This window comes from Myroides odoratus, assembly GCF_001549985.1.
GTDB classification, from domain to species: domain Bacteria; phylum Bacteroidota; class Bacteroidia; order Flavobacteriales; family Flavobacteriaceae; genus Flavobacterium; species Flavobacterium odoratum_A.
This window is the reverse complement of sequence record NZ_LROZ01000007.1, coordinates 97,334-122,837: the sequence shown is the minus strand read 5'-3', so window position 1 is coordinate 122,837 and position 25,504 is coordinate 97,334. Positions and strand designations below refer to the sequence as shown.

The window sequence follows — 25,504 nt, the reverse complement described above, 5'->3', positions numbered from 1 at the left end:
AGAAGTTTAGATATGATCGTATAAATCAAAGCGAATGATAACAACCAAGTCTGTATTGATTATCGTTTTGCTAAGATATGAAAAAAAATAAAAACTCGGAATGTTTTCCGAAAAAAAAATGAATAAAAATTTACTATGTACAATAAGAATAGAAAAATCGTCGAGTTTATCAGGGATGAATGGTTAGTCAAACATTCTAATAATAGTCAGTTTGCACGGGATCATGGGATTGATGAAAAAATTGTGCGCTTAATTAAAGATGACAATACCTATTCGATTAGTTTAAACACACTGATTAAAATTTGTGACGCTAGAGGCTTATCCCTTCAAGATTTTTGTGGTTTAGCTCAAGTATAAGATAGAATGTTAAGTTCCAATAAAAAAAGCCTTCTGTTAAGAAGGCTTTTTGTTTTATGCGAGATTATTTTCTTTTGTATGTTACAGTAACAGGAAGTTTATCTCCTCTCATACTGATATCATATACTACGGTTAACTTTTGTTCTGTAACCGCTTGTATTTTTCTCGGTGTATGTCTAGGATCTTCACTAGTGAATGTAATTAGTTGATCTTTAATTACTCCTTGAACTGCTGGACTTACATCGCCTTTGCGCGTAGTTTCTACTAGTGTTGCTTTATCTTCTGTCAAAGTCATTACATCCTCAGTAACTGCATTTTCTCCACCAGGCATGTCTGAAAATTTATGTTTCATAGACGGACCATTAGGAATAGAATAGAATAAACTATCCGTTACCCACGTTCCTTCATAATCGCTTTTTTTGCGGATCACTGAGTTATCATCACTTGAACAACTGCTGATGGCAAATGGCAAAGCCAAAAAAGCACAAATAGCTACTAATTTTTTCATTTTGTCGAGTTATTAATTTTTTATTTCTGTTGGGTTAAAAGCCTTTGACGCTTTTATTGTATAGGTTGTCTTTTTCTTCGGTTGTCAGATTGCGTTTGTATTCTAACAAAGCAGATTCCCAATCTCCATATCCTGTATTTGGTAAAACAATGAATCGCTTACCAAATAACGCTTGGTTATTTTTTACATTTTGCAAACGTTCTTCTTGTGTTTTTTTATCAAAAGCAGTAGAGAAATCAGAAAGATTGTCGCCAAGAAGCAGTACAATTTCATGAGTTTCACTTAATTTCTGTCTTCTTGTTTCTTTGCTAGATTCCGTCGTGCGAACAATTAGGTGTTGATCATCAGCAAAAGGGTAGTTGTATTTCTTCAGATTCTTCATCGTACCTGCTTTGTCATTTTGCGTACGATTTGTAATATAGTACACTTCGATTCCCTTAGAAGCCGCGTAGTTGAAAAATTCTAAACTCCCTAATAAAGGCAAAGCTTCTCCTTTAGAAGTCCAAGCATTCCACGTTTCTTCGCTGAATACTTTTCCTTGACGTGCCATTTCAACAGCATAAGGAGAGTTGTCTAAAAACGTCTCGTCAATATCAGTTACAATTGCCAATGGCTTATCGAATTGTTGTGTTAAGATTTCATCTACTCTCAACGTAGCTATATTGAAGGCTTGCGCAGCTAGGGCTTGATATTCAGCTGCATTCTGTTGGAATACTGCCGCGTATAATTTGCCATTTACTTCAATATGGTGTAAAGGATTGGTTGTTGAAGTAACTTGACTTGAAGGAGTTGTTTTACATGCGGATAAAACAAGAAGTCCTGCAAGGAGGAAAGTTCTTTTTAACATATTCTAGTTTTACTGTTTATTATGTTGCAAAAGTACAACATAAAATTAGAATAGGAGAAATTATGTAGCGGAAGGTAAAAGGACAACCCATAAAAAAACCTTTCTACTTGGGGTAGAAAGGTTTTAAGTATAAATATTTAGTACTTACTCTTTGTATTCAGCTGCCTTTTCGTCAAATAAATCATCAACCGACCAATAGCGTTCACCTGTGTCGTAGTTGAACGTTAAAATCGTAGCACCAGCTTCAATCTCTGGTAGTTTTTGTGCAATGGCAGCCAACGAAGTTCCTGTTGAAATACCCGCTAAGATTCCCTCTTCTTTTGCCACGCGATTGGTATACTCAAAAGCTTCTTCTTTGTCAATGGTGATAATCCCGTCAAAAATAGCTGTATTCACTACTTTAGGAACGAATCCAGCTCCAATACCTTGTAAGGGGTGAGGGCCTGGTTGTCCACCACTTAATACAGGTGAATTTTTTGGTTCAACTGCGTATACTTTTAATTTAGGAAATTTCTCTTTCAATACTTCAGCTACTCCTGTAATATGTCCTCCAGTTCCCACTCCTGTAATGAAGTAATCAATACCTTCAGGGAAATCATTGATAATTTCTAAAGCCGTAGTTTTACGGTGAATTTCTGGGTTTGAAAAATTGTTAAATTGCTGTGGTACCCATGCATTTTCCATTTGCTCCGCTAATTCAGTAGCCTTGGCAACAGATCCTGCTGTTCCTAACTCTCTAGGAGTCAAAACGAATTTTGCCCCAAAAGCAGCCATTAATTTTCTACGCTCAATACTCATGGATTCGGGCATAACCAAAATTAATTGATATCCTTTAACAGCGCATACCATGGCTAACCCAACTCCCGTATTTCCTGAAGTAGGTTCAATAATCGTAGTATCTTTATTAATTAATCCTTTCGCTTCAGCATCTTCAATCATCGCTAACGCAATGCGATCTTTCAAACTTCCGCCTGGATTTTGCTTTTCTAACTTCATCCATACATTGAGATTAGAAGGGAAAAGTTTATTGATTTTTACATGTGGGGTACGCCCAATGGTGTCTAAAATGGTTTGTGCTTTCATATTTATTTTTTTTGTGTCGTTATATAATAAAATTGATAGGTTCTGGATATTTGTCTGTATACTTCGAATATACTTTACTCTTGCTGTAAATAATAGAATTTGGATCTACACTTTTGGTCAACCAAACGTTACCACCAATAACTGAATCATGTCCAATAATGGTATCGCCGCCTAAGATTGTCGCCCCAGAGTAAATAACCACATTGTCTTCAATATAAGGATGTCGACGCGTATTGGCTTTATCTTTAGAAACAGATATAGCACCTAATGTAACTCCTTGGTATATTTTTACATTGGTTCCAATAATACAAGTTTCTCCAATTACAATTCCCGTTCCGTGGTCAATGCAAAAGTGTGAACCAATAGAAGCGGCAGGGTGAATGTCAATTCCTGTTTTATTATGTGCGTACTCTGTCCAAATACGCGGAAGTAATCGCACGTTTTGTTGTTGCAATTGATGAGCAAAACGGTAGATGGCAATTGCGTAAAATCCTGGATAAGCAATGTGTACTTCTTGTAGGCAAGTTGCTGCTGGGTCATTCTCTAAAATAGCCGTTGCATCGGTATTTAATAATTGATAAATACTTGGCAAAGCTTCGAAAAAGTCATGCGCAATTTGATGCGAACGATCTTCTTGATTATTAATACTGAATAAAATGGAAATCATTTCATTCTTTAATGTATTTAGTCGAATATTAATTGCTTGTTCGGAGTGATATCTCTTATCTTCTAATTGAAATAAAAAATGAAAAAGTGTATCCGTAAACTGTTCCATTCTTTTTTTATCTAGAAAAGCATTGGTGCTTTCATTTTTATGCAGTAATTCTTGAATAAAATCCATTAGATATTAGATATTTATAGTTAAGAAATGATTGATTTCATGTTTGTTTTCAGCAGTAAGCTGCGTGGCTTTTACAGGAAGCTCATTGGCTCCCCAACCTGAAAGTGCTTCTAAAACAGGACGTAAGGATTGACCTTTTACACTCAATTGATATTCAATCGTCATGGGTGTTTCTGTAATAATGCGTTCAATGAGGTTTAGTTGTTCCAACATCTTCAATTCAGAGGTTAGCATTTTACTTCCAATTTTAGGTAAATAGTGTTGTATACTAGAGTAACGAGCCTTGTCCAAGTGAAATAAAGCGATTAATATAGGAATTCTCCATTTGCCACTAATACAATGAAGGGTATGTTGAATCGTTTGGAGATCTAAGGTAGTCATTTTAAGTTTCTTTTAGGAAAGTTACTTTCTTTATAGAAAGCTAATGTAAGCAAAAGTGCACAATCCACAAGGTGGTTAACGTTTTTTTAGTATATTTTTCTACTAAAAGTGACAAATTTTAGTTTTTATAGTATAATAAATATACTCATTGCGAATAATGAGTATCTTTTTGGGATAATAATTGTTAAAATCGAAGTAAGCGATGCAAGGTTTCAGTAAATTAATCTGTATCTTTGATTTAAGAAAAGTGAGGAGCGTTGCTTTAAACGCTCTGTAAAGAATGCATAGTTCTTTGTATGTTGTTTTGAAATAGAATTTATTTTTAAGATTTCTTTTGAGCGGCTACTTGTAAGGAATTTGGTTTTGTTGTTTTGTTGTTCTATTTCAAATGGTAAGTAACAAATACAAAGATACTATAATACAAGAGAGTGCCCACAAAATGGCACTCTCTATTATTTCTAAATGTAATCACTCGTTGCATCTCAAATGCAATAACGAGTACTTCTCTTCGAAAGGTTAACAATGCTATATTACGTTTCGCGCAAAAGCTCTATATTTAGTCCCCAACTTTTGCGCTTGATACGTAAAGCTGTTGACAGTTAACTGTAGATAGTCTAAGATAAGAAGAACCCATCCTTTGTTTTAGTTTTTTTGTAAAGTGGAGTAATACTTAGATAAGTAAGATATACAATTCCTTTGTATGATACTGTTCAATTAATTGATAGAAAGTGACTTCAAGTTGTTTCTATAGGCTTCTAACATATCTGCTTTTAAGATATAACCAAAATAGGCCTGATCCTTTTGCACCAATAAAAAGTCTGATTTTTTTAAATCAAAGCGATTAATAATGTGTTTTGTACTGTCATTGTATGAAACAGTAATCGGTTGTTCAATCAAATCGGTCAAGGGGGTAAATTTCGTTTGGAATGAACTAAACACAATTGGACGCACATGATTGAGGTTAATCACTCCCACGAGGATTTGATTTTCATCCACAACAGGAATAAACTCTTGCTGAGTTTGCGTGAAGATGGTTACTGCATCTTGGGTCGTTTGTGTTGACTTTAAAACGTGGATATCATTTCGGATGAAATCATGAGCATGAATGGTCGATAAAATATTCGCATCTTTATCAGAGGTAAAAACCAGGCCAGTTTCCGCAATAGATTTAATATCCATAGAGTATTTTTCCATGTGCTTGGCAATGGCAAAACTGATCGAAGAAACAATTAACAAAGGCACCATTAAACCATACCCACCAGTAATTTCCGCAATTAAGAAGATCCCAGTTAGCGGAGCATGAAATAAACCACTGATAACACCCGCCATTCCAACAACTGTAAAGTTGTGAATCGGCATGTCTTTCACTCCTAAAAGAGATAAGAATTTAGCAACTGTAAAACCAAGATAAGACCCTACAAATAGGGAAGGTGCAAAGTTTCCTCCATTTCCTCCACTTCCCATTGTCAATCCAACTGCAAACGTTTTAACTAAGGCAGCACCTGCAACAAAAAGGAGAAGAACCCATTCGTTGGTCGCAAAGTTTTTTAGCAATGTATTGTTGAGAATTGCTTCGGGTTGATCACCCGCTAGTATTTTTATACTTTCATACCCCTCACCAAAAAGGGTAGGGAAGAGGAAAATTAAAACCGCTAACATAGTCGCACCTATAAGTGCTTTTTTATAGACGTGATTAGTGAATTTAGAGATATAGGTTTCTGTTTTTCGGAACATACGGGCATGGTACACGCAGAATAATCCGGCAAGAATCCCTAAAATAATGTAATATCCAGTATTGAAGGTGTCGAATACCAATTGTTTCTTAAAGGAAAGTAATATATCTTCTTTGATGATTAAATCCGTTACAATAGTTCCTGTTGCAGAAGCAATCATAATGGGAATAAAAGCAGAAACAGTAATATCTGCCAATACAATCTCAATGGCAAAAAGTACACCTGCAATAGGTGCATTAAAAGCGGCAGAAATTCCCGCAGCTACTCCACAACCTAAAAGTAAAATACGGTCCTTGTAACTAAGTTTGTAATTTTGTGCAAAATTAGATCCAAAGGCCGCTCCTGTAATGGCAATTGGGGATTCTAACCCTAGTGATCCTCCCATACCTACAGTCAAGGAACTCGTAACAATCTGAGAGTACATTTGTTTTTTAGGCATCACTCCAGAGTGCTTTGCTACGGCAATCATAATTTGATAGGTCCCTTTTTCAATACTCCCATTTAAAAATTTTCGCACTACAAATACCGTCAATAGAATACCGATAATTGGCAAAATACTATTGGTATAAGGCAAGTGAGAAATGTTGTCAATATAGGTTGCAAATTTGAAGACGGCATGAGCAAATGACTTTAAAATAGTCACGGCTATTGCACTGGAAGCCCCTACTAATACACAGGATAAATATAAAAATTGGCGATCCGAGAGAATCGATTTTAAAAAAAATAAAATGCCTTCAGCATACCGAAAGGTTTGCCTGCCATAGTACGCAATACGTTTTTTATTCCAAATTTTCATCTTGCAAAAATAGCCTAAATAGTCGATAAAAGTGATCCTATGTCCAATATTTTTTTATACAAAAAATAGATTAAATAGCTGTAAAACGCGACGTTTGTTGAACGAAAATAACATGGTTTTCTAATTCTTTGAAAAATTGAGTGAAATCAGCCTCTAGTACCGCATAATGTTCTACCAATTCTCTTGTAGCGTAAGTCATTTTTGAGATTCCCTTCGTTCGTCTATCCATTTGAGCTAGAATATAGCCTAATCCTTCTACCGTTTCATAACACATAAACCAATTTTCTCGAATCATAATGGGTAAAAAGTTTTGAATTTTAGCGGGAAGCAGATCAAAATTGCGCTCTAAGGTATTGTAGAAATTAGCTGCATAAGTAGCTAAAGGAATATCATGATAGATAGCCCAATTCTTGGCGAGAAAATGATCGTAATACATATCAATAATAACTGCTGCATAATGACTGTAAGTAGGAACCAATATTTTTTTGTCCTTGCGCCAAATAGAATGGTTATCTGTATAGGTGTCAATCTCACGATGCAAAAGGATTCCGTGCTGGATGCCTTTTGGAAAATCTAAGTATTGCTTGCCACGAACACTGTCCGCAACAAAATTGCCAATGGCTTTTTGCTCGTCTTGTCCTGACAAATAAACATGTGCTAAAAAATTCATTCGATTGCTTTAAACTCAAATTTACAATTTTACCTTAGTATTTGAAAGTATAAGCGATTGAATTGTTTTATATTTGTTGGTAAAAAATTAGAAATATGACATTGATAAAATCAATTTCAGGAATACGAGGTACAATAGGAGGTAAAGTAGGTTTTAATTTAACCCCTATTGATGCAGTTAAATTTGCTTCTGCTTACGGAACATTCTTAAAAAACAATAGTGGTAAAGACCAATTAAAAGTAGTGATTGGTCGTGATGCACGTCTATCAGGTCCCATGATTCACAATTTAGTCATGCATACGTTAGTTGGATTGGGAATCGATGTGATTGATTTGGGGCTTTCTACAACACCAACAGTGGAAGTAGCAGTACCAATGGAAGGTGCAGATGGAGGTATTATCCTAACCGCATCACACAATCCTAAACAGTGGAATGCTTTAAAATTATTAAATGAGAAAGGTGAATTTTTAAGCGGAGCTGAAGGGGAAATCATTTTGGAAATCGCTGATCAAGATGCTTATGTCTTTGCAGAAGTAGATCGCCTAGGAAGCATTACCACGCGAAATGATTACATGGATATTCACATCGAAGAAATTTTAAAATTGAAATTAGTTGATGTCGAAGCAATTAAAAAACGTCAGTTTAAAGTAGTTGTAGATGGTGTTAACTCTTCAGGTGGTATCATTATTCCAGCCTTATTGAGAAAACTAGGGGTTGAAGTAGTGGAATTGTATTGTGATCCAACAGGACACTTTCCGCATAACCCAGAGCCATTAAAAGAACACTTACAAGATATTTGCGCTTTAGTAAAAGCAGAGCAGGCAGATTTGGGAATTGTTGTAGATCCAGATGTTGATCGCTTGGCTTTCATCTCGAATGATGGTGAAATGTTTGGAGAAGAATATACCTTAGTGGCTGTAGCGGATTATGTATTGAGTAAAACACCAGGAAATACGGTTTCAAATTTATCGTCTTCTCGTGCTTTGCGCGATGTAACAGTAAATAGAGGAGGAAATTATGCAGCAGCAGCAGTAGGAGAAGTGAATGTCGTAGAATTAATGAAAGCAACAAATGCTGTAATTGGGGGTGAAGGAAATGGAGGAATTATTTATCCAGAAATTCACTATGGACGTGATGCTTTAGTTGGAGTAGCGTTATTCTTAACCCATTTAGCTAATCAAACCTTATCTGTGGCTGAATTAAGAGCAACGTATCCTCAATACTATATGAGTAAAAATAAAATCGAATTGACACCTAAATTGAATGTTGATATGATTTTAGAATTGATTGCTGAAAATTATAAAAATCAAGAAGTTAGTACTATCGATGGAGTGAAAATAGACTTTCCAACGAGTTGGGTACACCTGAGAAAATCAAATACAGAACCTATTATTCGTATCTATACAGAAGCACCTTCTCAAGAGGATGCAGATGGTTTAGCTGCTCGTATGATGGAAGAATTACGCGTAATTGCTGGAATCTAATCGATACAAGAACTAAGAAAAGAAGAGCGATGTAGCCAATTAAATGTACATAATGGCAAAAATCAATCAGATATAAATGGATAAAAAAAGCGAAAGAATATTCTTTCGCTTTTTTTTATAAATCTAAGTTTTTAATGTCTCATCAGTTTCATCGCCTCATCAATCTATCTCATGGGTTTATATTTGTTTTCGTATTCGATGAATCTTCACTACGTTTCGATTTTCACTTCGTTTCGATTTTCATTTTGTTTCGATTTCATCGCCTCACCACCTCACCAATCTCACCATCTATCTCACCTATTTTATATTTGTTTTGGTGTTCGATGAATATATCTCACCTAGCATATATTTGTTTTGGTGTTCGATGAATCTTCACTACGTTTCGATTTTCACTACGTTCCGATTTTCACTACGTTTCGATTTCATCGTCTCATCGCCTCATTGTCTCACCAATCTCATCCATTTATTGAACAACAGCAGGTTGAATCGGTGTAGTACTATGTACAACAATAAAAGTAGAAATGGCATAGAATGCTTTATTATCTGGATTGTTGGCTGTCCAAGGTTCCAATTGATAGTTGAAATGCAACGTTTTGTTTTTCAACTCACCAGTAAGGTTATTGATATATGGAGGAACCACCATTCCTGGACACCAACCAGCACGATCGGGTTGCCAGTTTCCAGGTGCTTGATTGTTGATTGGATTATCAGCACAGCCAATAGGTCCCATATAGTGTTCAAAAGTATTGGCTCCCTCCAGTTGAATATGATGGGTTCTAAAACACCATTCTGCACATCCTCTACCACCAGCATCATTTGGGGTGGCATGTCCCCAACCCGAAATTGTTGTTCTGAAATAAGCCAGTTCGGTATTAGCAGGCAATTTTATGGTTCTAGCTAAATCGGTTACTTGTCCTGTTCCATAGGGTACACCATCAATAGAGGATTGATTGTATTGAAACAAAGGAACAACGGCTGAATATTGGTAAGCCGTTTCTCCATAGATGAAATCAAAATCAACGCTGTATACACGTCCTTTCGCTAACCAAGTTTCGGTGTATATTTTTAATTCTACATCACCTGTTAATAGTGACTTGAAATCGGTGACGTCAAATTCCCATCCTCTAGGTAATTTTTCAGACCCTACCCAATAAGGAGTGATAAAACGCCCAATTTCATACCATTCATTGGTCTTTTTGTTTTTTACATATACATTGGCAAAGCGATCCCATTCATCACATTCTTTATTTTGACATGGGTTTTGTACATACATTTTAATCGTCTGTACTTTTTCTATATCGGTTGGAAAAGTAAAGGTTCCTTCAGCACTTTGAGATAAACCATCACCAAACCCTACTTTGACATCTTTAAAAGTGGCATAATTAAAAGTTCCTGTTTTGGCGGGCTCTTCAATTACTGGACCATCATCATCAGGAGTTGGCTCTTCTTTTTTAGGAGAAGAATCATCCGAAGAACAAGCGGTGCCTAGCAGTAAACCGCAAACTAAAAAACTAAGTAATAAAATTTTTCTGCTCATTGTTTTTTGTTAAGTGTTATAAAAGTGTGAATATAGTTAAAAAAAACAAAAAATAGCACAGCGTGCAAAAATATATTTAAGGAATTAGAAGGAATTACACAGTCGTGAATTGTTATTTTTTATAACTTTAAACCTTACATTTTAATGATTTCAATATGACTTCCAATCCAAAACCGTTAATTCCTAATTCTATTTTGATACAATTGGGGTTTCTAATTTTAATCTTGTTTGTATTTTACTTATTGGCGAGTAATCTCGTTTTTTTTCTACCTGGTTTTTTAGGTGCCTTGTGCTTGGCAGTACTATTATTACCTCCTTATCGCTGGATGACACAGAAAAAAGGATGGAATAAGAATCTCTCTATTATAGCCTTGATGCTAGGGAGTAGTTTATTAGTTCTTGCTCCGTTGTACTTATTAATTCAGACGTTGACGGAAAAGGTCTTGGTGGTTTTACAAGATAAAGATAAAATTCAAGCTGGAATTGAATCGACGGTTCGCAGTTTGCGAGAGAGTTATAACATCGATATTTTCAATGAAAAAACAATTAGTAAAGCTACAGAGCTAGGAACACAAGCTTTCCAAGCTATTGTAAATACTTCTGTAAATAGCATAGTGGAAATTGGCGTAGCTTATTTGATGCTGTATTTTTTATTGAAGGAATATCAACAAATTCAAATTTGGTTAACACGCTATTTACCTATGCAAGCCAATAATAGGGATGAGTTGAAAGTAGATATGAAGCGCTTGGTTATTTCCAATAGTGTAGGAGTACCGCTAACTGCTTTTATTCAAGGTATTGTTGCATTTGTAGGGTATTTGATCTTTGGCGTAGAAGATGCTTTTGTGTTTTTTATTCTTACTGCTTTTGCTTCTTTGTTACCAGTTGTTGGTGCGGCTGTAATTTACGTTCCTTTAGTGGTTATGATGTTGGCTAATGGTCAACAGGGAAGTGCTATAGGTTTACTAATCTATTGCTTAGTAGTAGTGGGAACTTCAGATAATTTAATTCGATTTTTACTGCAAAAGAAAATGGCAGATGTCCATCCTTTAATTACTATTTTTGGTGTTATTGTTGGGGTGAATGTGTTTGGATTCATCGGAATTATATTTGGACCAATTTTGTTTTCTCTTTTTATGTGGTTAATCAAGATATACTATAGAGAATTTGTGGAGACAAATAAGGGTAAAATTATTGAAAAATAGAATATCATGCAGCTTATTTATATTCACGGTTACGGTTCGAATAAGGAGTCAAGAAAGTATATACTGTTAGAAAAACAATTCGCTACCTATCAAGCGAGTTGTTTAGAATGGACACCTGATACTGATTTTGATGCCTGGCTGAATCAAGGACAACAAGCAGTTGAACCGGAAGAAACACTACTTCTTATCGGCGATTCAACAGGGGCTAATTTTGCGTATCAATGGAAGGAAAAACGCAAGGCGCTCGGGCTTCAAACTATTCTTGTTTTGTTGAGCCCTTTGTTGAACTATGTACATCGACTGAACAAAGATTTAGTCTTTACAGCTAATTTGAAAAATAGCTTACTTGATATTTCCGCTCCAGAAGATGCCTTTCTTCTGATTGGAAAGCAAGATGAAACCTTAAACTTACAGGAGTTAAATCCATATCAATGCACCAATAGTGAGGTAATGTATATAGAGGATTCCCATCGCTTACCTTTATTTGAGCAATATTTACCACTTATTGCAGATTATGTAGAACGACAACGACTGATTTTAGCTAAATAAAAGGAAGAAACGATTGGTTTGAAGTATCTTTGTTTAGCTCAATTAAATGACCGTATTGGATTATGAATGGAAATACCTTTGGCAATTATTTTAGCCTAACGACTTTTGGCGAATCACATGGGGAAGCTTTGGGAGGCATCATTGATGGATGTCCTGCTGGCGTAGTGCTCGATATGCAGGCAATCCAAGAGGAAATGGATAGGCGAAAGCCTGGACAATCGACTTTGGTCACTCAGCGCAAAGAGGCGGATGAGGTTCGATTTTTATCGGGTATTTTTGAAGGAATCACAACGGGAACTCCTATTGGTTTTACCATTGAAAATACCAATTCCAAATCAAAAGATTACGAGCATATTAAACAAGCCTATAGACCTAGTCATGCAGATTATGTATACGATCAAAAATACGGAATACGAGATTATCGAGGAGGAGGAAGAAGTTCGGCTCGCGAAACTGCTTGTAGAGTCGTAGGAGGAGCAATTGCCAAGCAAATTTTAGCTCCCATGCAAATTACAGCCTATGTATCAGCGGTGGGAAATATTCGCGTTGAACAGCCTTATACCGCATTGGATTTCAAAATGATAGAATCGAATGTTGTGCGTTGTCCTGATTCAAAAGCCGCACAAGCCATGGAGAAACTAATTCGACAAGTAAAGAAAGAGGGAGATTCAGTAGGGGGAGTGATTACTTGTGTAATACAACAAGTTCCCGTTGGTTTAGGTGCTCCTGTTTTTGATAAATTAGATGCAGCATTAGCCAAAGCGATGTTGAGTATTAATGCAGTAAAAGGCGTAGAGTTTGGCAGCGGGTTTGCAGGAACACAACTTAGGGGAAGTCAACACAATGATATCTTATTGCCTGATGGTATTACTGCAACAAATCATGCAGGAGGAATTGTTGGGGGAATTAGCAACGGAATGGATATTTTTTTCAATGTTGCATTTAAACCAACAGCAACCATCATGAGAGATCAACCATCAATCAATGCTGCGAATGAAGTGGTAACGGTTGAGGGAAAAGGACGCCATGATGCTTGTGTATTACCTAGAGCTGTACCTATCGTGGAATCCATGGCTGCTTTGGTATTACTTGATATGCTTATTGAGCAATATGGAAGACAGGGATGGAAAAACTTTCAGAAGTTGTAATTTGTTAATTTGTAGGTTGTGAAGTTGTAGGTTGTTAAGTTGTAGGTTGTTAAGTTGTAGGTTGTGAAGTCGTTTAAATTCTCTTGCAGTACATAATTCTCTTTTTATACAAAAGATACAATGCACTAAAGCTTGACGAATTAAGCAAAAAAACAAAGCACAAAGAGCAAAAAAAAACTATTCCTGAAGCATATAACCCGTTCCTTTGATGGTGTGAATCAATTTACCTTGTGTTTCATCTATTTTATTTCGAATGTATGAAATGTAAACATCTACCACATTCGTATTAGTATCGTATTGAATTCCCCAAACTTGTTCTAAAATTTGTGTTCGCGAAATTACACGCCCTTTATTTTCTAATAAATACAACAGTAGTTTGTACTCTTTAGGGGATAAATCAATGATTTTCCCTGCTTGGGTGACCACGTGTTTTTCGGGATCCAATTGTAGATCTCCGCAATTGTAATACTTCGTTTTATTTTCGTAGTTGAATTTAGTTCGACGAGTTAAGGCATTGATACGCGATAACAATTCACTGAAGTGAAAAGGTTTGGTCAGATAATCATCAGCTCCGCCATCTAAAGCATCAATCTTATCGGTGGTGTCACTAAGCGCACTTAACATCAAAATTGGAGTGTAATCCTTCTTAAAACGAATCATTTTCGTAAGCTGAATTCCATCAATATCGGGAAGCATAATATCCATGAGAATTAAATCCCAATCTCCATTGAGGACGAGTTTTCTCGCCTCATCCCCAGAGGAAGCCAATTGTACATGCATTCCTTTTTCCTCTAATCCTTTGACTATGAATTCGCTAATTCGTTTGTCGTCTTCAACTAATAATATATTCACTACTTTGGGCTATTTGAATTTGATTTCATAAAATCAGAGACAAGATACGCTATTAATTTGCCAACTACATGATTATTGGTCGGATAATCCAAAGAAGGAGCTCCTTCGCAAATATGTAAATAGGCAACATTGGACGATTCTGCAAAGAAATGCAAGAATTGACGGGTGCGTTCTGCAGAAAAACCAGTTGGTGTAATTGCACTACTGGCAACTTGTGGAATCGCATCTAAATCAATTTCAATCCCGTAAAATCCACTGTCAATGTGTTTCTTTGCAAGTAGTAATTCATTGCTGAATGACTTCTCTTTGCGGATATTAATCTGCTCATATGTATTGTATTTGACGCGATCTGCATGCAATTTGATAGAACTGAACACACCTTTTGACGTGTAGTTTTCATGCAATCCAAAAACAAAGTAGTTTTTTAAAAAACCTTCTTCAAAAGCATAAGAAAATCCATTACCGCTATGTCTTCCTTCTAAAGGTCTAAAATCTGTATGGGCATCAAAGTTAATGGCATTGATTGCCTTCCCTTTAGCTAAAGCTGTACCTTTGATGTTTCCATAAGCATTGTTATGACCACCACCAATGACAATGGGAATTTTACCTGCCTTTACAATTTTGGCTATCAAGTGAGAAACCTCCTTATCAATCAGTTGTACAAGCTCAAAAAGACGTTTGCGATCAGCTTTGTTTGTAGGATCTAAATGTTGAGCTTCGGCTACTTCTGTAGTAAAATTAAGATGTCCAAGAATAGTTACCCAATAGCCTTTGTTGAATCGGTTGTGTTGAATATTCAAAAAAGTAGCAATAAACTTTTCCCAAGCACTAGCTGTTCCCATACGGCCGAAGTTAGCTTTTACACCAATATCTTCCGGAATACCTAAAACAACGTATTTGCTTTCATTTTGAGCAAGTTCTTTCTCCCAATCTAAGGGTTGTTGAATGACGTGAACGCGTTCTCCTAATTTTATTTCCCCGTTTCTTAAACTTGTCAATTCAAGTAGATGGTCTCTTGTAAAAATCGTTAGTTTAGTTTGTGTCATGTCGCGGTATTTTAAAGCTGCGTTTAATTAATTTTTATAAGGTTGAATTTGCCCATTTAAGATGACAGTACCGATGGGGTTACTGGCAAATGCGTAGGGTATTTCGTAAAAAGAATGTAGCGGTTTCGTGATAATTACACTTGCTTTTTTTCCTTTGGTAATACTACCATGGGTTGCACTAACCCCCATAGCATAAGCGCCATTGATGGTTGCTGCATTGATGGCTTCTTCTGGTGTTAGCTTCATCTTGATACAAGCTGTCGCTACCACAAAATTCATATTTCCTGAAGGTGTTGTGCCAGGATTGGAATCAGAAGCCAAAGCAAGTGGTAATCCTGCAGCTAACATTTTTTTTGCAGGGGTATAAGGAATAGAAATGAAGAACGAGCAAGTAGGTAAAGCAACAGGCATGGTTTTGCTGTTTTTTAATACTTCAATATCTTCATCGGTTACAATTTCTAAGTGATCAACAGAAAGAGCATCGTGTTTCACACAAGCGGCAATACCTTGGATAGCTGTAAATTGATTCACGTGAATTTTTGCGCGTAAACCATATTGTTTCCCTGCTTCCATGATACGCGTTGTTTCTTCCACAGAGAAATAGCCCGTTTCTAAAAAGGCATCAATGTATTCTGCTAAGTTTTCTTTGGCAATTGCCGGAATCATCTCGTTGACAATGAGGTCAATATAAGCAGTGTGATTGTCTTTGTATTCACTTGGAAAAGCATGAGCTCCTAAAAAGGTCGCTTTGATAGCAATTGGATAGTTTTTTTTTAAGCGTTTAATCACGCGTAACATTTTTAATTCAGATTCAACCGTCAAACCATAACCAGATTTGATTTCAACTGCTCCAGTTCCTTGTGCAATCACTTCTTCTACGCGAATTTTTGATTGCTCGTATAGGTCTGCTTCACTCGTTTCTTGCAGTTTTTTGGCTGAATTTAAAATCCCTCCACCGCGATTAAAAATTTCTTCATAACTCAAACCATTAATGCGATCGACAAATTCCAATGTTCGATTACCTGCATATACCAAGTGCGTGTGACTATCAACCCAAGTTGGCAACACAACACAACCTTGAGCATCAATTACTTCTTGAATAGTGTCATCTTCTTTTGGACAATCTGCCATTGGCCCATAATCCAAAATAAGTTCATCTTCAATCAGCAAAAAAGCATGGTCTATTTTAGGTAAGATTTTCATATCGCTACCCGAAATCATGTCGATAGAAGTTGCTCTTGTTTGTAGTAATTCTTTTATGTTTTTTATTAAAATTTTCATGGTTGTTCTTTATTTTTTTATGTAGCCCTAAAAGTACAGTTTAAAAATGTCATATATTTAAAACAAATTTACGAATGTGAGACGAGTTAAATATAGTAAAATAAGAAAACTTCAGCCAAATACTTTGGAATATTCTGGTTCTTTTCCAGATGTACCTATTTCTATGCAGTTGTTTGTCTATTCGGAAGATCACTTTGAAGAGTATAATGATTTAAGCCTGAAGGAAATAGAAGAAGTTTTAAAAAATTCAAGTGCAGATTCCATTAAATGGTTCAATTTGCACGGTTTACACGATATTGAACTATTACAAGAAATAGGGGAGTTCTTCCAAATCCAATCCTATATCATGGCAGAGATTTTAAACTTTGGACGCAGAACAAGGGTAGAGGATTTAGATGATACTCTTTTTTTTAGTTTGAAAGGGTTATTGCCTTATCAAAATGTAAATCAAGGCGTGGACATAGAACAGATTAGCTTTATTTTAAAATCCAACATACTTCTATCTTTTCAGGAAAAGAAAGGAGACTTTTTTCACATCATTCGAGAGCGAATTCGCAAGAAAATTGGACAAGTTCGCAAACGAGATACGGGCTATTTACTGTACTTATTGATTGATTCTCTAATGGAAAGTTTTTTTGTGACCTTAGATGTAGTAGAGGATAATGTCGAGCAGATTTTACTTGACGCAAGAGGAAGGTACCACCGAGATACACTCATTGGCATTGAGGAATATACGCAGGAATTAAATGATATGAAACGAGCCGTCATGCCAATGCGCGAAATTTTAAATAATGTGGGAACCCTGCACGACAAAAAACACACCCACATGATTATTAGTAAAGATAGTTTGGTTTTCTACGATCGATTACAATATAAAAGCATTGAAATTTTAGATCAAATTGAATACAGTCTCAAGAAATTGGATAGTGCAACCAACTATTATTTTTCTTCTCAAAGTAACCGAATGAATGAGATTATGAAGGTATTGACCATTGTGTCTGTTATTTTTATTCCACTGACGTTTATTGCTGGTGTATATGGGATGAACTTTGAGAATATGCCAGAACTCAAAATGGAAAATGGTTATTTCATTACCTTGATGGGGATGTTTTTGTTAGTCTTAAGCATGATTGCCTATTTTAAATGGAGAAGATGGTTTTAAATGCTAGCATATAAAAACAAAAGCCCAACGACTCTCGTTGGGCTTTTGCATAGGAAACAACATATAACTTAGATAAAGTATAAAACTTTATATAGTTCGATTTTAGGAGTCTGAAAAATACCGAAACAGCTGATTCTACTAGTGCTAAGTTGTATACTCGCTCACCTGTATTTTTCTTTCTCGAACAAATGTAGATAACCTTCTTCAGTTGAACTAATTTATTTTCTTAAAAAGTAATTAAAGATATGGTAAATCTAGGCGCTAATAGTTAAAAATAAAGGATGGTTTGTGGGTAATTATTGATTTTTTTTTAATTAAACTGTAATTTTATTGGTGTTGTTTTAATTATTAACTATAATGGTTTTTGGATAAATGAAAAATATGATAAATAAATACAGAAGACTTATTTATGCTAAATATTAAGATTATCTAGGGAAAACCTTGGCCTGACTAGCGATTAACAAGTGAAAGGAAGAAAAAAAGAAACACCAAAAGAGCTTTTTTTAGTGCTAAAATAAATACAGTTCAGGTTATACTCTTACTTTTGTATATTTAAAAAAAAGAGGAGGACAGCTTGAGAATGTATCGTAAATTTGAAGGCAGAATGCGGGAATTAATAGAGTATTCTTAGTAGAAAATACCAAAAAACATGTTTTATTTTTAAAATAGTGAAAAATAAAAAGTAAATGTATTTTATTTTTAATTATATTTGATTTGTTTATGTTAAAAACTAACAGAAGTGAATAAGAGTTTCTGTTTTTGTAAAAAATGAGTATTATGAAGAAAAGCTATTTTTTAGTTTTGGGGTTGTCTTTACTTGGCACTCAACAGTTTTATGCCCAAAGTATCCACGGAACATTCTATAATAAAGAAAACAATCAGGTTATAGAGGAAGCAAGAGTGTCTTTTTATAATGAAAAAGGGCAAAAAGTAATTGATATGCTAGTAGATCAAGAGGGAAAGTTCGAGATAAACAGTAAAAATATAGACAAGGTTCAAAAAATTGTAGGTACAGCAGAAGGCTTTAATTCAGCTGAAGTTGTTGTAAACAATATCTTGGACGATTTAGAAGTAAATTTCAACCTGACTAAAGAAATAGGATATCCTAGAAAATCACAAGAGACAGCAGGCCAAGGAACAATTTTATCGGCAGCAACGGCGAACAATATGTTGCCTTTCTTTATTCAATATGATTTTAATAGTTCCTATTTTACGGATGACAATAAAAGGGCTGCAGATGAATTATTGCGCTATATGCAAAAAAATACAACACAGGCAGTTGTGATTCGCTCTTATGTGGAAACAAGAAGTAACGAAAAGTACAATGCTTGGCTAGGCGAACGCAGAGCACAACGCGTGATTGATTATTTAGTAGAACATGGCGTAAGCCCAAGCCGATTGGTAAAAGATGTGGTGTACCTAGCTCAGAATCCAAAAAATAGAGCAGGAACAACGGGAACAGCTAAAGATTTTAGACGATGTGATTTCTTCATTCAATAAAAGATAAAACCGAGGTATATGGCCTCGGTTTTTTTTTAAGCTCGCGTGAATTTTAGGAATTGAAAATAGCGGGATATGTCGTAGTTTTTCTTATTTTTGGGGCCTAAATAACAACACACACTATGGAATTAAAGTATCAAGGAAAGACAAAAGATGTTTATAGCTTAGGAAATCATCAAGTACTTCTAAAATTTAAAGACGATGTAACTGGAACAGATGGCGTTTTTGACCCAGGAGCTAATACAGTAGGACTAACTATTGAAGGAGCGGGTAGAAGTGGATTGAAAATGACTAAATACTTCTTCGAATTAGCAAATGCTAAAAATATTCCAACTCACTATGTTGCTGCAGATTTAGACGAGGTTTCTATGGTTGTAAAAGAAGCTGTTCCTTTTGGAAAAGGATTAGAAGTAATTTGTAGATACCGTGCAGTAGGAAGTTTTTTCAGAAGATATAACGATTATTGTACAGAAGGACAAGCATTGGATAGCTTTGTTGAAATTACAATCAAAGATGATGAAAAAGGCGATCCCGTAATTTCAGAAGATACTTTGGCGATGTTGGGTATTTTATCGCATGAGGAATACAACATATTGAAAGAATTGACTAAAACAATTTGTTGGATGGTGAAAGAAGAGTTAGCAAAAAAAGAGTTGGAACTTTACGACATTAAATTAGAATTTGGTAGAGATAAAGCGACAAATGAAATCATTTTGATTGACGAAATTTCAGGTGGTAATATGAGAGTATACCAAGCTGGCCAATATGTTGCTCCATTAGATTTAGAGAAACTTTTTTTAAGTAACTTATAGGAAACAAAAAGGAGAAGCACAAGCTTCTCCTTTTTTTATGTAATTACTTTTTTCTCTACATAATCTGAATTCATCAATCGAAGGATTCCCATATAATCCATATGGAAGGAAATTGTATCTCCTACTTTGAGTTTTTCTGGATTAGCATCCAAATCGATAACCATCATATCAGAACTAGAACCCACCAATTGGTGTTTGGTATTAACAGGAAAAAAGTGATCCGTATCAATATCTAGTAAGCCTAAATCAATGATGGCTCTGAACTTGGTTACATCTTCCCATTCGGGATTGAATTCAATTTTTTCTCCTGTCATCGTAATTCCCGTTTCTCCACTAGGCATCATAGGTTTTTCATGCAGCTCAATAATTTCGGCATGCAGTTTAAAAATATGCTGTTCATATTCTTCATATTGACTACCGTCATAAGCATTGGTTCCCATGAAAAGGGTTTCACCAATTCGAAAGTGATTGATGGCTTTCGGTAGCTGATGATTGGCGATTAAGGGAAGCGTAACAGAAGCACCTCCCGAAATAAAAGGCAACTTTTTGTTGAATTTCAACTCTAATAGCTCCTTATAGAGGCTTAGCTGAATTAATTTGTCAGTGTTGGGTAAAACCCCATACATACAGGTTAAGTTCGTTCCTAAGCCAATAATTTCGATATGAGGTAAGCTGAATACTTTTTCATAAAAAGAAATCAAATCTTCGCGTAAAACGCCTTCTCTAAGCTCTCCTAGCTCAACCATAATCACAATTTTGTGTACTTTATCTTGCTTTTCCGCTTCTTTGGAAAGCAACTTAATGGTTTCTAACTCTGTATTGAAACTAATATCAGCATATTCAACAATTCCATCTATACTCCCATTGGGTGCAGGTTTGATGTAGATGGTTTCGATATCGGGATCAATGAGTTTGATGCTCTTGAGGTTAGAAACGCGAGAATCACAAATTTGCTTGGGTTTCAATTCTAGTACTTGTTCTAAGAACAAGGAGTTACCACAGAGCAATTTACCTACCACAGCCCAAGTAATACCTTCTGTCTGAAATAGATTTTCAAGCAGGTCAAAATTGTGCTTTAGTTTCGTTTTATTTAAGGTTATAAAAGCCATTACTTGTTGTTTAATCTCATTTCTATATACTTCTTTTCAAATCCTTTGCGCTCGTATAAATGTTGAGCAGGATTGTTAAAATCAACATGTAAGGCAATGGATCCAGTCAAGTCTTGTTTAAGGAAATCGATTAACTTTCCGCCAATACCTTTTCCTCTTTTCGATTGGTCTGTAGCAATATAGACTAAAATATGTTCAGGGATAAATCCTCTCATCAAGGTATTTAAAACAACTGTCATTCCCACGATATGCGCTTCTTCTTTTGCAATGAGAATCACACCGCCTGGTTTGTTGTCTTGACCTAGTGCATAAGCAAGCGCTTTGGCAATATCTTCTTTGGCATCTCCATACTGTTCGAGATGTTGAAATAAGAAGTTGGTGTATTGTTCTACTTCTGCTTGACTGACGGGACTGTCTGAATTCTTTTTTTCTATTTGAATCATAATGTGTGTTTTTGCAACTAAGTAGCCGTACACAGGTAAAAACCATTTCCATTATAAAAAATCAGCGGTAAAAAATAAAAACTGATGTATCGGATTGATGCGCTTATTAGCACATGCAATTAGGGTAGATGTACTTCTCCTGACGTACTACTTACAATAGTTGAAAATTGTAAAATAAAATGTTTAAACTATAAAATTACAAAAAAAGAGGGGTTCTTGCAAATTTTACAGAATTAATATTGATTTTATTCGTTTTAAATTGAGAATTATGCAAAAAAATAAGTCTATTAAAAACAGGCGGAACACTTGTTTTTAATAGGCTTAGTAGGGATTAGGAATCATCCTAAATATCTTTGCGGTACGTTTTGCGCTCTTTGTGAATCTCAGGATTAAAATGTTTCCATAATTGTTGAATTTTTACATTTTCAACAAGCAAAGGATTCGTTTCAATATGTTTGATTTTATGCTGGGTAAAACAAGCGTAAATCTCTTCAAATATAAGTGCTGTAATTCCTTTATTTCTATATTCTGGATCAATACCAATCAAATAGAATTCAGCACGATTATTGTGTTTCATTGCTTGTAACAAGTGAATGAATCCAAACGGAAATAATTTTCCTTTTGTCTTTTGAAAGGCTTTCGAGAATGAAGGCATGGTAATAGCAAAAGCAATCATCTTATTGTTTTCATCCATTACACAAGAAATAAAATCAGGATGTATGAACTGCAAGTATTTCTTTTTGTAATGTTCAATCTGAAAAGACTCGATGGGAACAAAACTCTGCAAGTCTGCATAGGTCTTGTTGAGTAGTGCAAACATTTCATCTACATGCGGCATAAGCTCCTTGATCGTGTTGAACACAAGAGGTTTAACTCCATATCGCTGTTGAATCATCTGCGACATTTTGGCGATTTTCTCTTTGTTAAAATTAGAAATGTCTAGGCTGTACTCCATCCATTCTGCTTCTGGTCTAAAACCCAATTGATTGAGGTGGGTAGGATAGTATTCATAATTATATAACCCAATCATCGTCGCTAAGCGATCAAATCCTTTGGTTAGCATCCCTGCCTTATCCATATTTGAAAATCCCATAGGTCCTTCCATATAGTGCATTTGGTTGGCTTTTCCAAATTTCTCAACCTCAGCTAGTAAAGCTTTACTCACTGCCAAATCATCAATGAAATCAAACCAGCCAAAGCGAACTTTAGGCTTACCCAAATCGTTAACTTCAGTCCAGTTAATGCAACAGGCAATACGACCTACCAGTTTATTGTTTTTATACGCAAGGAAAAAACGAACATCTACTGTTTTAAAAATATCATTGGAAGGATCAAAACTTTTTACTTCTTCTTTGATAATTGAAGGAACCCAATAAGGATTGTCTTTGTATAGGGTGAAAGGAAATTGGACAAATTCCTTCATTTCCTTTTTCGTACGAGCTTGCTTAATTTCAATCATTTCTTTCGCATTAAAATCTAAAATCACGCTAAAAATACTAAATATTCAAGCACCGTTTCGTATAAAACAGAGAGAAAAGTTTATAACACTAGTGTAAAAAAGCAACTTGTTTTTTTATTGTACGGAAATACTAAAAAAGAAAGAAAAAATAACTGTGGTTATTTGTGGTTTAATCTTTTCTATACCAGTCGTTTAATAGTGATGATGCTGTTGTGTTCGGCAGTGGTAGGCATTAAGCGTACGGAATAGCGATTTGGGTCAAATAAAGCTTTGAACTTTTGATTGCGGACTTCATCTTCAGGGGTAAGAATCATGGTATTAAAAATAATAAAGCCATTTACAGTTAATAATTGCTCCAAATGTTGTACAAAATAACCTTCAAATAGAAACGAAGGCATATGCGTGTCTTGAAAAATATCAATCACAAGTAAATCATATTGCTCTTGGCAACTTAAGACGTATTCAAAGGCATCCATTTGTACAATGTGATGGTTGACTTGGTATCGATCGAGATTAAAGTATTTTCGAGCAACATAAATCACTGCTTGATCTAGCTCTACACTGGTAATACTACCTGTAAAATTGATTTCATTACGAAGGAGATGAACTGTACTGCCAGCACCTAACCCCAAGTTAAGTACGCGTTGCATGGTTCTAATTTTCTGATAGCCAATGAATTTCAACCCTCTTTTAAATACTTGTTCTAATTGACCATAAGAATAATTGGTGTTCTCTGTATCTAAAACCAGTTGCCCGTTTTGCCACGTAATTTCTAACTTATGGTTGATTTTCGAGGTAATTTTCTTTAAGGGAATAGGAGTCAAGTAGCTTAACCATTTTTTTAGCATATATTTTCACATCAATTTATACAAAGATAAACGAAAAAAAAGGAAGGAGTTTAGAGTCAATTGGGATAAAGTTTAGAGAAAATAAAGAGGGTAACCTTTTGGGATACCCTCTTGTTCATTTTAAAACTAAAAAGTTTATTTATTTATCTCTACTTTTTTAGTGATATAATTATATTCTATTTCATAATCCAATTCTTTTGGTTGGCTATCGTTTAGATAATAAACAGAAGCTTTGATTGGATTATTGTTTTCATCATATTTATAATCTAGTTGATATGTATCTAAATAAGGCGTTTTATATTCTTTGATATTATTTGGAAATGTATAGGTCAGTGGAATAAAATTGATTCCTTCAAAGACGATACTTGTTAAATCAAAAGGTAAGCCTTTAAATGGGTTGTTTTTTGAATCATATTCAATTTGCTCTGACAATTCATTTTTATTATCTTGAATTTTTATTATCTGGTTTTTACTATTGTAGGTGTAGTCAAAGTTTAGATTCAGGGATTGAATTTCAGATTGAATGAATTGATGGGCATCGTTGTAGCTGAAAGTCTGCTCATATTTTTGATTTCCATCATTTGATTCAAGTTTGCTTACTCTATTATTTATATAGGTGAAGTTATAGGTATTGCGAAGCATTATATCACCTGTAATATCTAAGGTTTGTAATTGTTGTGCTTCGTTGAACTTAAAATTAAAAGCACCATTTGTTACGTTTTTTACCTTCTCATCTTGATAATAAGTAACCGTATAGGTCAAAGCGGATAAGGCAAGATTATCATCATATTTAAAATTGAAATCAATTTCATAATCAAGTACGGGAACAATTTGAGTTGTACCATCTTCATTTAATTCTTCATTACTCCAATAATAAGTGGACTTTACATGCGAAACTAGGTGTTTATCTTCAAAGTTTGGACCTTCTGGAGTTTTACTATTATCATCGGAACTACATCCAATAATGGTGAAAAATAAACTTGAAAGGGCAATAGTTTTAACTACTTTATTCATAATAATCATTTTTTAGACAAAGTTAGTTAATTTTAATTGGTGTTAAAATTTTTTTTACAAAAAATAAAAATTGTTAATAATTTAAATTATGTTTTATTACTTATTAAATTATACTCAGATTAAAATAGAGTAGAAAAATAGATTCTTTTAAAAACTAACTTCATTCGGTTTGCTATAATCTAATGGGGTTGTTTAAGTTTTCGATAAGATTAGCCAGAATAGTTAAGTGTTTCTGATTTATCCTTAAACCTGTTGAAAGCATGGAAATCTAACCTGCTGTTTTTGGGGCTATTTTAATAGGGTAAAGATATTTCGATTTTTGATTTGAACCAATTGTCGAAAGATGAATTCCTGGTTATTGTATTGTTGTTCGTTGTGCCCCTTGTACCACTGCGGTGTTGATTGCGGGTGTAGGAATGAGTATCTCCAGTTTAATTATACAACAAATTTGTCTCTCCAACAACAATGGCTACACTAGATGCTTGTAAAATGAGAATTTTATTTAGTATGATTCTCTTTTCCTCTGGAGGGATTGTGTTTAAAACGGTATGGCCCTTTGCCATAGTTTTAGCTGCTAGTGTTATTTTTCTGCGTTTAGCTAGTAAAATCAAAGGATAAATGATTAAATAGATTCTTACCTGTAGCATAAGTTAAGGAGAACATTATAATCATACAAAACAAAGACATAAACCTAAAGGATAAAAGAAAACACAGAGTGGTAAGTGCTTGTCTAAGTAAAAAGTGAGTTTTATATAAATTATGGAATTCAAATCAAATATGTTCGAATATTTAGGTTTTGTATACATTTTCTTTGAATTACTAAGGCTTTCTGATTTTTG

At 34.9% G+C, this 25,504-nt stretch carries 25 protein-coding genes; 8 read left to right on the top strand and 17 right to left on the bottom strand.

Annotated features, from left to right (window positions below; all coding sequences use genetic code 11):
- The first annotated feature begins 135 nt into the window (after positions 1-135).
- Positions 136-357: a helix-turn-helix domain-containing protein gene (locus AWV75_RS09700; RefSeq protein WP_060874165.1), complete on the top strand. Its 222-nt coding sequence runs from the start codon at positions 136-138 to the stop codon at positions 355-357.
- Positions 358-421: 64 nt separating this feature from the next.
- Here AWV75_RS09700 and AWV75_RS09695 read toward each other — a convergent pair whose 3' ends face one another.
- From AWV75_RS09695 to AWV75_RS09665, 7 genes are all read right to left on the bottom strand, one after another.
- Positions 422-865, bottom strand: a complete 444-nt coding sequence (locus AWV75_RS09695; RefSeq protein ID WP_060874164.1) for a hypothetical protein — start codon at positions 863-865, stop codon at positions 422-424.
- A gap of 34 nt (positions 866-899) precedes the next feature.
- Positions 900-1,712, bottom strand: a complete 813-nt coding sequence (locus tag AWV75_RS09690) for a 5'-nucleotidase, lipoprotein e(P4) family (protein ID WP_060874163.1) — start codon at positions 1,710-1,712, stop codon at positions 900-902.
- A gap of 144 nt (positions 1,713-1,856) precedes the next feature.
- Entirely contained in the window at positions 1,857-2,795 is a 939-nt protein-coding gene (gene cysK, locus AWV75_RS09685; protein WP_060874162.1) for a cysteine synthase A, read from the bottom strand.
- A gap of 19 nt (positions 2,796-2,814) precedes the next feature.
- A complete protein-coding gene (locus AWV75_RS09680) occupies positions 2,815-3,636 on the bottom strand; it encodes a serine O-acetyltransferase (RefSeq protein ID WP_060874161.1) in 822 nt (273 codons plus the stop codon).
- A 6-nt stretch (positions 3,637-3,642) separates the two neighbouring features.
- A complete protein-coding gene (locus tag AWV75_RS09675) occupies positions 3,643-4,017 on the bottom strand; it encodes a winged helix-turn-helix transcriptional regulator (RefSeq protein ID WP_060874160.1) in 375 nt (124 codons plus the stop codon).
- A gap of 714 nt (positions 4,018-4,731) precedes the next feature.
- Positions 4,732-6,546, bottom strand: a complete 1,815-nt coding sequence (locus AWV75_RS09670; RefSeq protein ID WP_060874159.1) for a chloride channel protein — start codon at positions 6,544-6,546, stop codon at positions 4,732-4,734.
- 70 nt (positions 6,547-6,616) lie between these two features.
- On the bottom strand, positions 6,617-7,216 hold the full coding sequence (locus tag AWV75_RS09665) for an ACP phosphodiesterase (protein WP_060874158.1): 600 nt from the start codon (positions 7,214-7,216) through the stop codon (positions 6,617-6,619).
- 95 nt (positions 7,217-7,311) lie between these two features.
- On the opposite strand from AWV75_RS09665, the gene glmM reads away from it, so the two are divergent.
- A complete protein-coding gene (glmM, locus tag AWV75_RS09660; RefSeq protein WP_060874157.1) occupies positions 7,312-8,700 on the top strand; it encodes a phosphoglucosamine mutase in 1,389 nt (462 codons plus the stop codon).
- 463 nt (positions 8,701-9,163) lie between these two features.
- Here glmM and AWV75_RS09655 read toward each other — a convergent pair whose 3' ends face one another.
- Positions 9,164-10,237 (bottom strand): peptide-N-glycosidase F-related protein, encoded by a 1,074-nt coding sequence (locus AWV75_RS09655; protein WP_060874156.1) that lies wholly within the window; start codon positions 10,235-10,237, stop codon positions 9,164-9,166.
- Positions 10,238-10,392: 155 nt separating this feature from the next.
- Here AWV75_RS09655 and AWV75_RS09650 point away from each other — a divergent pair, with 155 nt between their 5' ends.
- The 3 genes from AWV75_RS09650 to aroC all read left to right on the top strand — a co-directional run bounded on the left by AWV75_RS09650 (position 10,393) and on the right by aroC (position 13,139).
- Positions 10,393-11,442, top strand: coding sequence for an AI-2E family transporter (locus tag AWV75_RS09650; RefSeq protein WP_060874155.1), 1,050 nt, complete (start codon positions 10,393-10,395; stop codon positions 11,440-11,442).
- A 6-nt stretch (positions 11,443-11,448) separates the two neighbouring features.
- On the top strand, positions 11,449-11,991 hold the full coding sequence (locus tag AWV75_RS09645) for a hypothetical protein (RefSeq protein WP_060874154.1): 543 nt from the start codon (positions 11,449-11,451) through the stop codon (positions 11,989-11,991).
- 62 nt (positions 11,992-12,053) lie between these two features.
- Positions 12,054-13,139 carry a chorismate synthase gene (gene aroC, locus AWV75_RS09640; RefSeq protein WP_060874153.1) on the top strand — a complete coding sequence of 362 codons (1,086 nt, stop codon included), beginning with the start codon at positions 12,054-12,056 and terminating at the stop codon, positions 13,137-13,139.
- 177 nt (positions 13,140-13,316) lie between these two features.
- On the opposite strand, the gene AWV75_RS09635 is transcribed toward aroC, so the two are convergent.
- From AWV75_RS09635 to hutI, 3 genes are read right to left on the bottom strand one after another with little or no spacing between them, the layout of a single operon-like run.
- Complete coding sequence (locus AWV75_RS09635; protein WP_060874152.1) at positions 13,317-13,991, bottom strand: response regulator transcription factor; 675 nt, start codon at positions 13,989-13,991, stop codon at positions 13,317-13,319.
- Positions 13,991-15,037: a formimidoylglutamase gene (locus tag AWV75_RS09630; protein ID WP_060874151.1), complete on the bottom strand. Its 1,047-nt coding sequence runs from the start codon at positions 15,035-15,037 to the stop codon at positions 13,991-13,993. Before AWV75_RS09630 ends, AWV75_RS09635 begins: the two co-directional genes overlap by 1 nt.
- Before the next feature lie 27 nt (positions 15,038-15,064).
- Entirely contained in the window at positions 15,065-16,318 is a 1,254-nt protein-coding gene (gene hutI, locus AWV75_RS09625) for an imidazolonepropionase (RefSeq protein ID WP_060874150.1), read from the bottom strand.
- A 76-nt stretch (positions 16,319-16,394) separates the two neighbouring features.
- Here hutI and corA point away from each other — a divergent pair, with 76 nt between their 5' ends.
- The 3 genes from corA (at position 16,395) to AWV75_RS09610 (ending at position 19,792) form a co-directional block, all read left to right on the top strand.
- On the top strand, positions 16,395-17,480 hold the full coding sequence (gene corA, locus AWV75_RS09620; protein ID WP_060874149.1) for a magnesium/cobalt transporter CorA: 1,086 nt from the start codon (positions 16,395-16,397) through the stop codon (positions 17,478-17,480).
- Between the two features lie 777 nt (positions 17,481-18,257).
- Positions 18,258-18,980, top strand: a complete 723-nt coding sequence (locus AWV75_RS09615) for an OmpA family protein (RefSeq protein WP_060874227.1) — start codon at positions 18,258-18,260, stop codon at positions 18,978-18,980.
- 122 nt (positions 18,981-19,102) lie between these two features.
- Positions 19,103-19,792 carry a phosphoribosylaminoimidazolesuccinocarboxamide synthase gene (locus tag AWV75_RS09610; RefSeq protein WP_060874148.1) on the top strand — a complete coding sequence of 230 codons (690 nt, stop codon included), beginning with the start codon at positions 19,103-19,105 and terminating at the stop codon, positions 19,790-19,792.
- A gap of 35 nt (positions 19,793-19,827) precedes the next feature.
- Here AWV75_RS09610 and AWV75_RS09605 read toward each other — a convergent pair whose 3' ends face one another.
- The 6 genes from AWV75_RS09605 to AWV75_RS18880 all read right to left on the bottom strand — a co-directional run bounded on the left by AWV75_RS09605 (position 19,828) and on the right by AWV75_RS18880 (position 25,312).
- On the bottom strand, positions 19,828-20,901 hold the full coding sequence (locus AWV75_RS09605) for an alanine racemase (RefSeq protein WP_060874147.1): 1,074 nt from the start codon (positions 20,899-20,901) through the stop codon (positions 19,828-19,830).
- Positions 20,901-21,344 (bottom strand): GNAT family N-acetyltransferase, encoded by a 444-nt coding sequence (locus tag AWV75_RS09600; protein ID WP_060874146.1) that lies wholly within the window; start codon positions 21,342-21,344, stop codon positions 20,901-20,903. The genes AWV75_RS09605 and AWV75_RS09600 overlap by 1 nt, the downstream gene beginning before the upstream one ends.
- 343 nt (positions 21,345-21,687) lie before the next feature.
- The gene (locus AWV75_RS09595; protein ID WP_060874226.1) at positions 21,688-22,803 is read right to left on the bottom strand and encodes a GNAT family N-acetyltransferase; all 1,116 of its coding nucleotides are present in this window, start codon (positions 22,801-22,803) and stop codon (positions 21,688-21,690) included.
- Between the two features lie 179 nt (positions 22,804-22,982).
- Positions 22,983-23,651 carry a spermidine synthase gene (locus AWV75_RS09590; protein ID WP_060874145.1) on the bottom strand — a complete coding sequence of 223 codons (669 nt, stop codon included), beginning with the start codon at positions 23,649-23,651 and terminating at the stop codon, positions 22,983-22,985.
- Positions 23,652-23,786: 135 nt separating this feature from the next.
- Positions 23,787-24,665, bottom strand: coding sequence for a hypothetical protein (locus AWV75_RS09585; RefSeq protein WP_060874144.1), 879 nt, complete (start codon positions 24,663-24,665; stop codon positions 23,787-23,789).
- Positions 24,666-25,096: 431 nt separating this feature from the next.
- A complete protein-coding gene (locus tag AWV75_RS18880) occupies positions 25,097-25,312 on the bottom strand; it encodes a hypothetical protein (RefSeq protein WP_060874143.1) in 216 nt (71 codons plus the stop codon).
- Positions 25,313-25,504 lie beyond the last annotated feature (192 nt).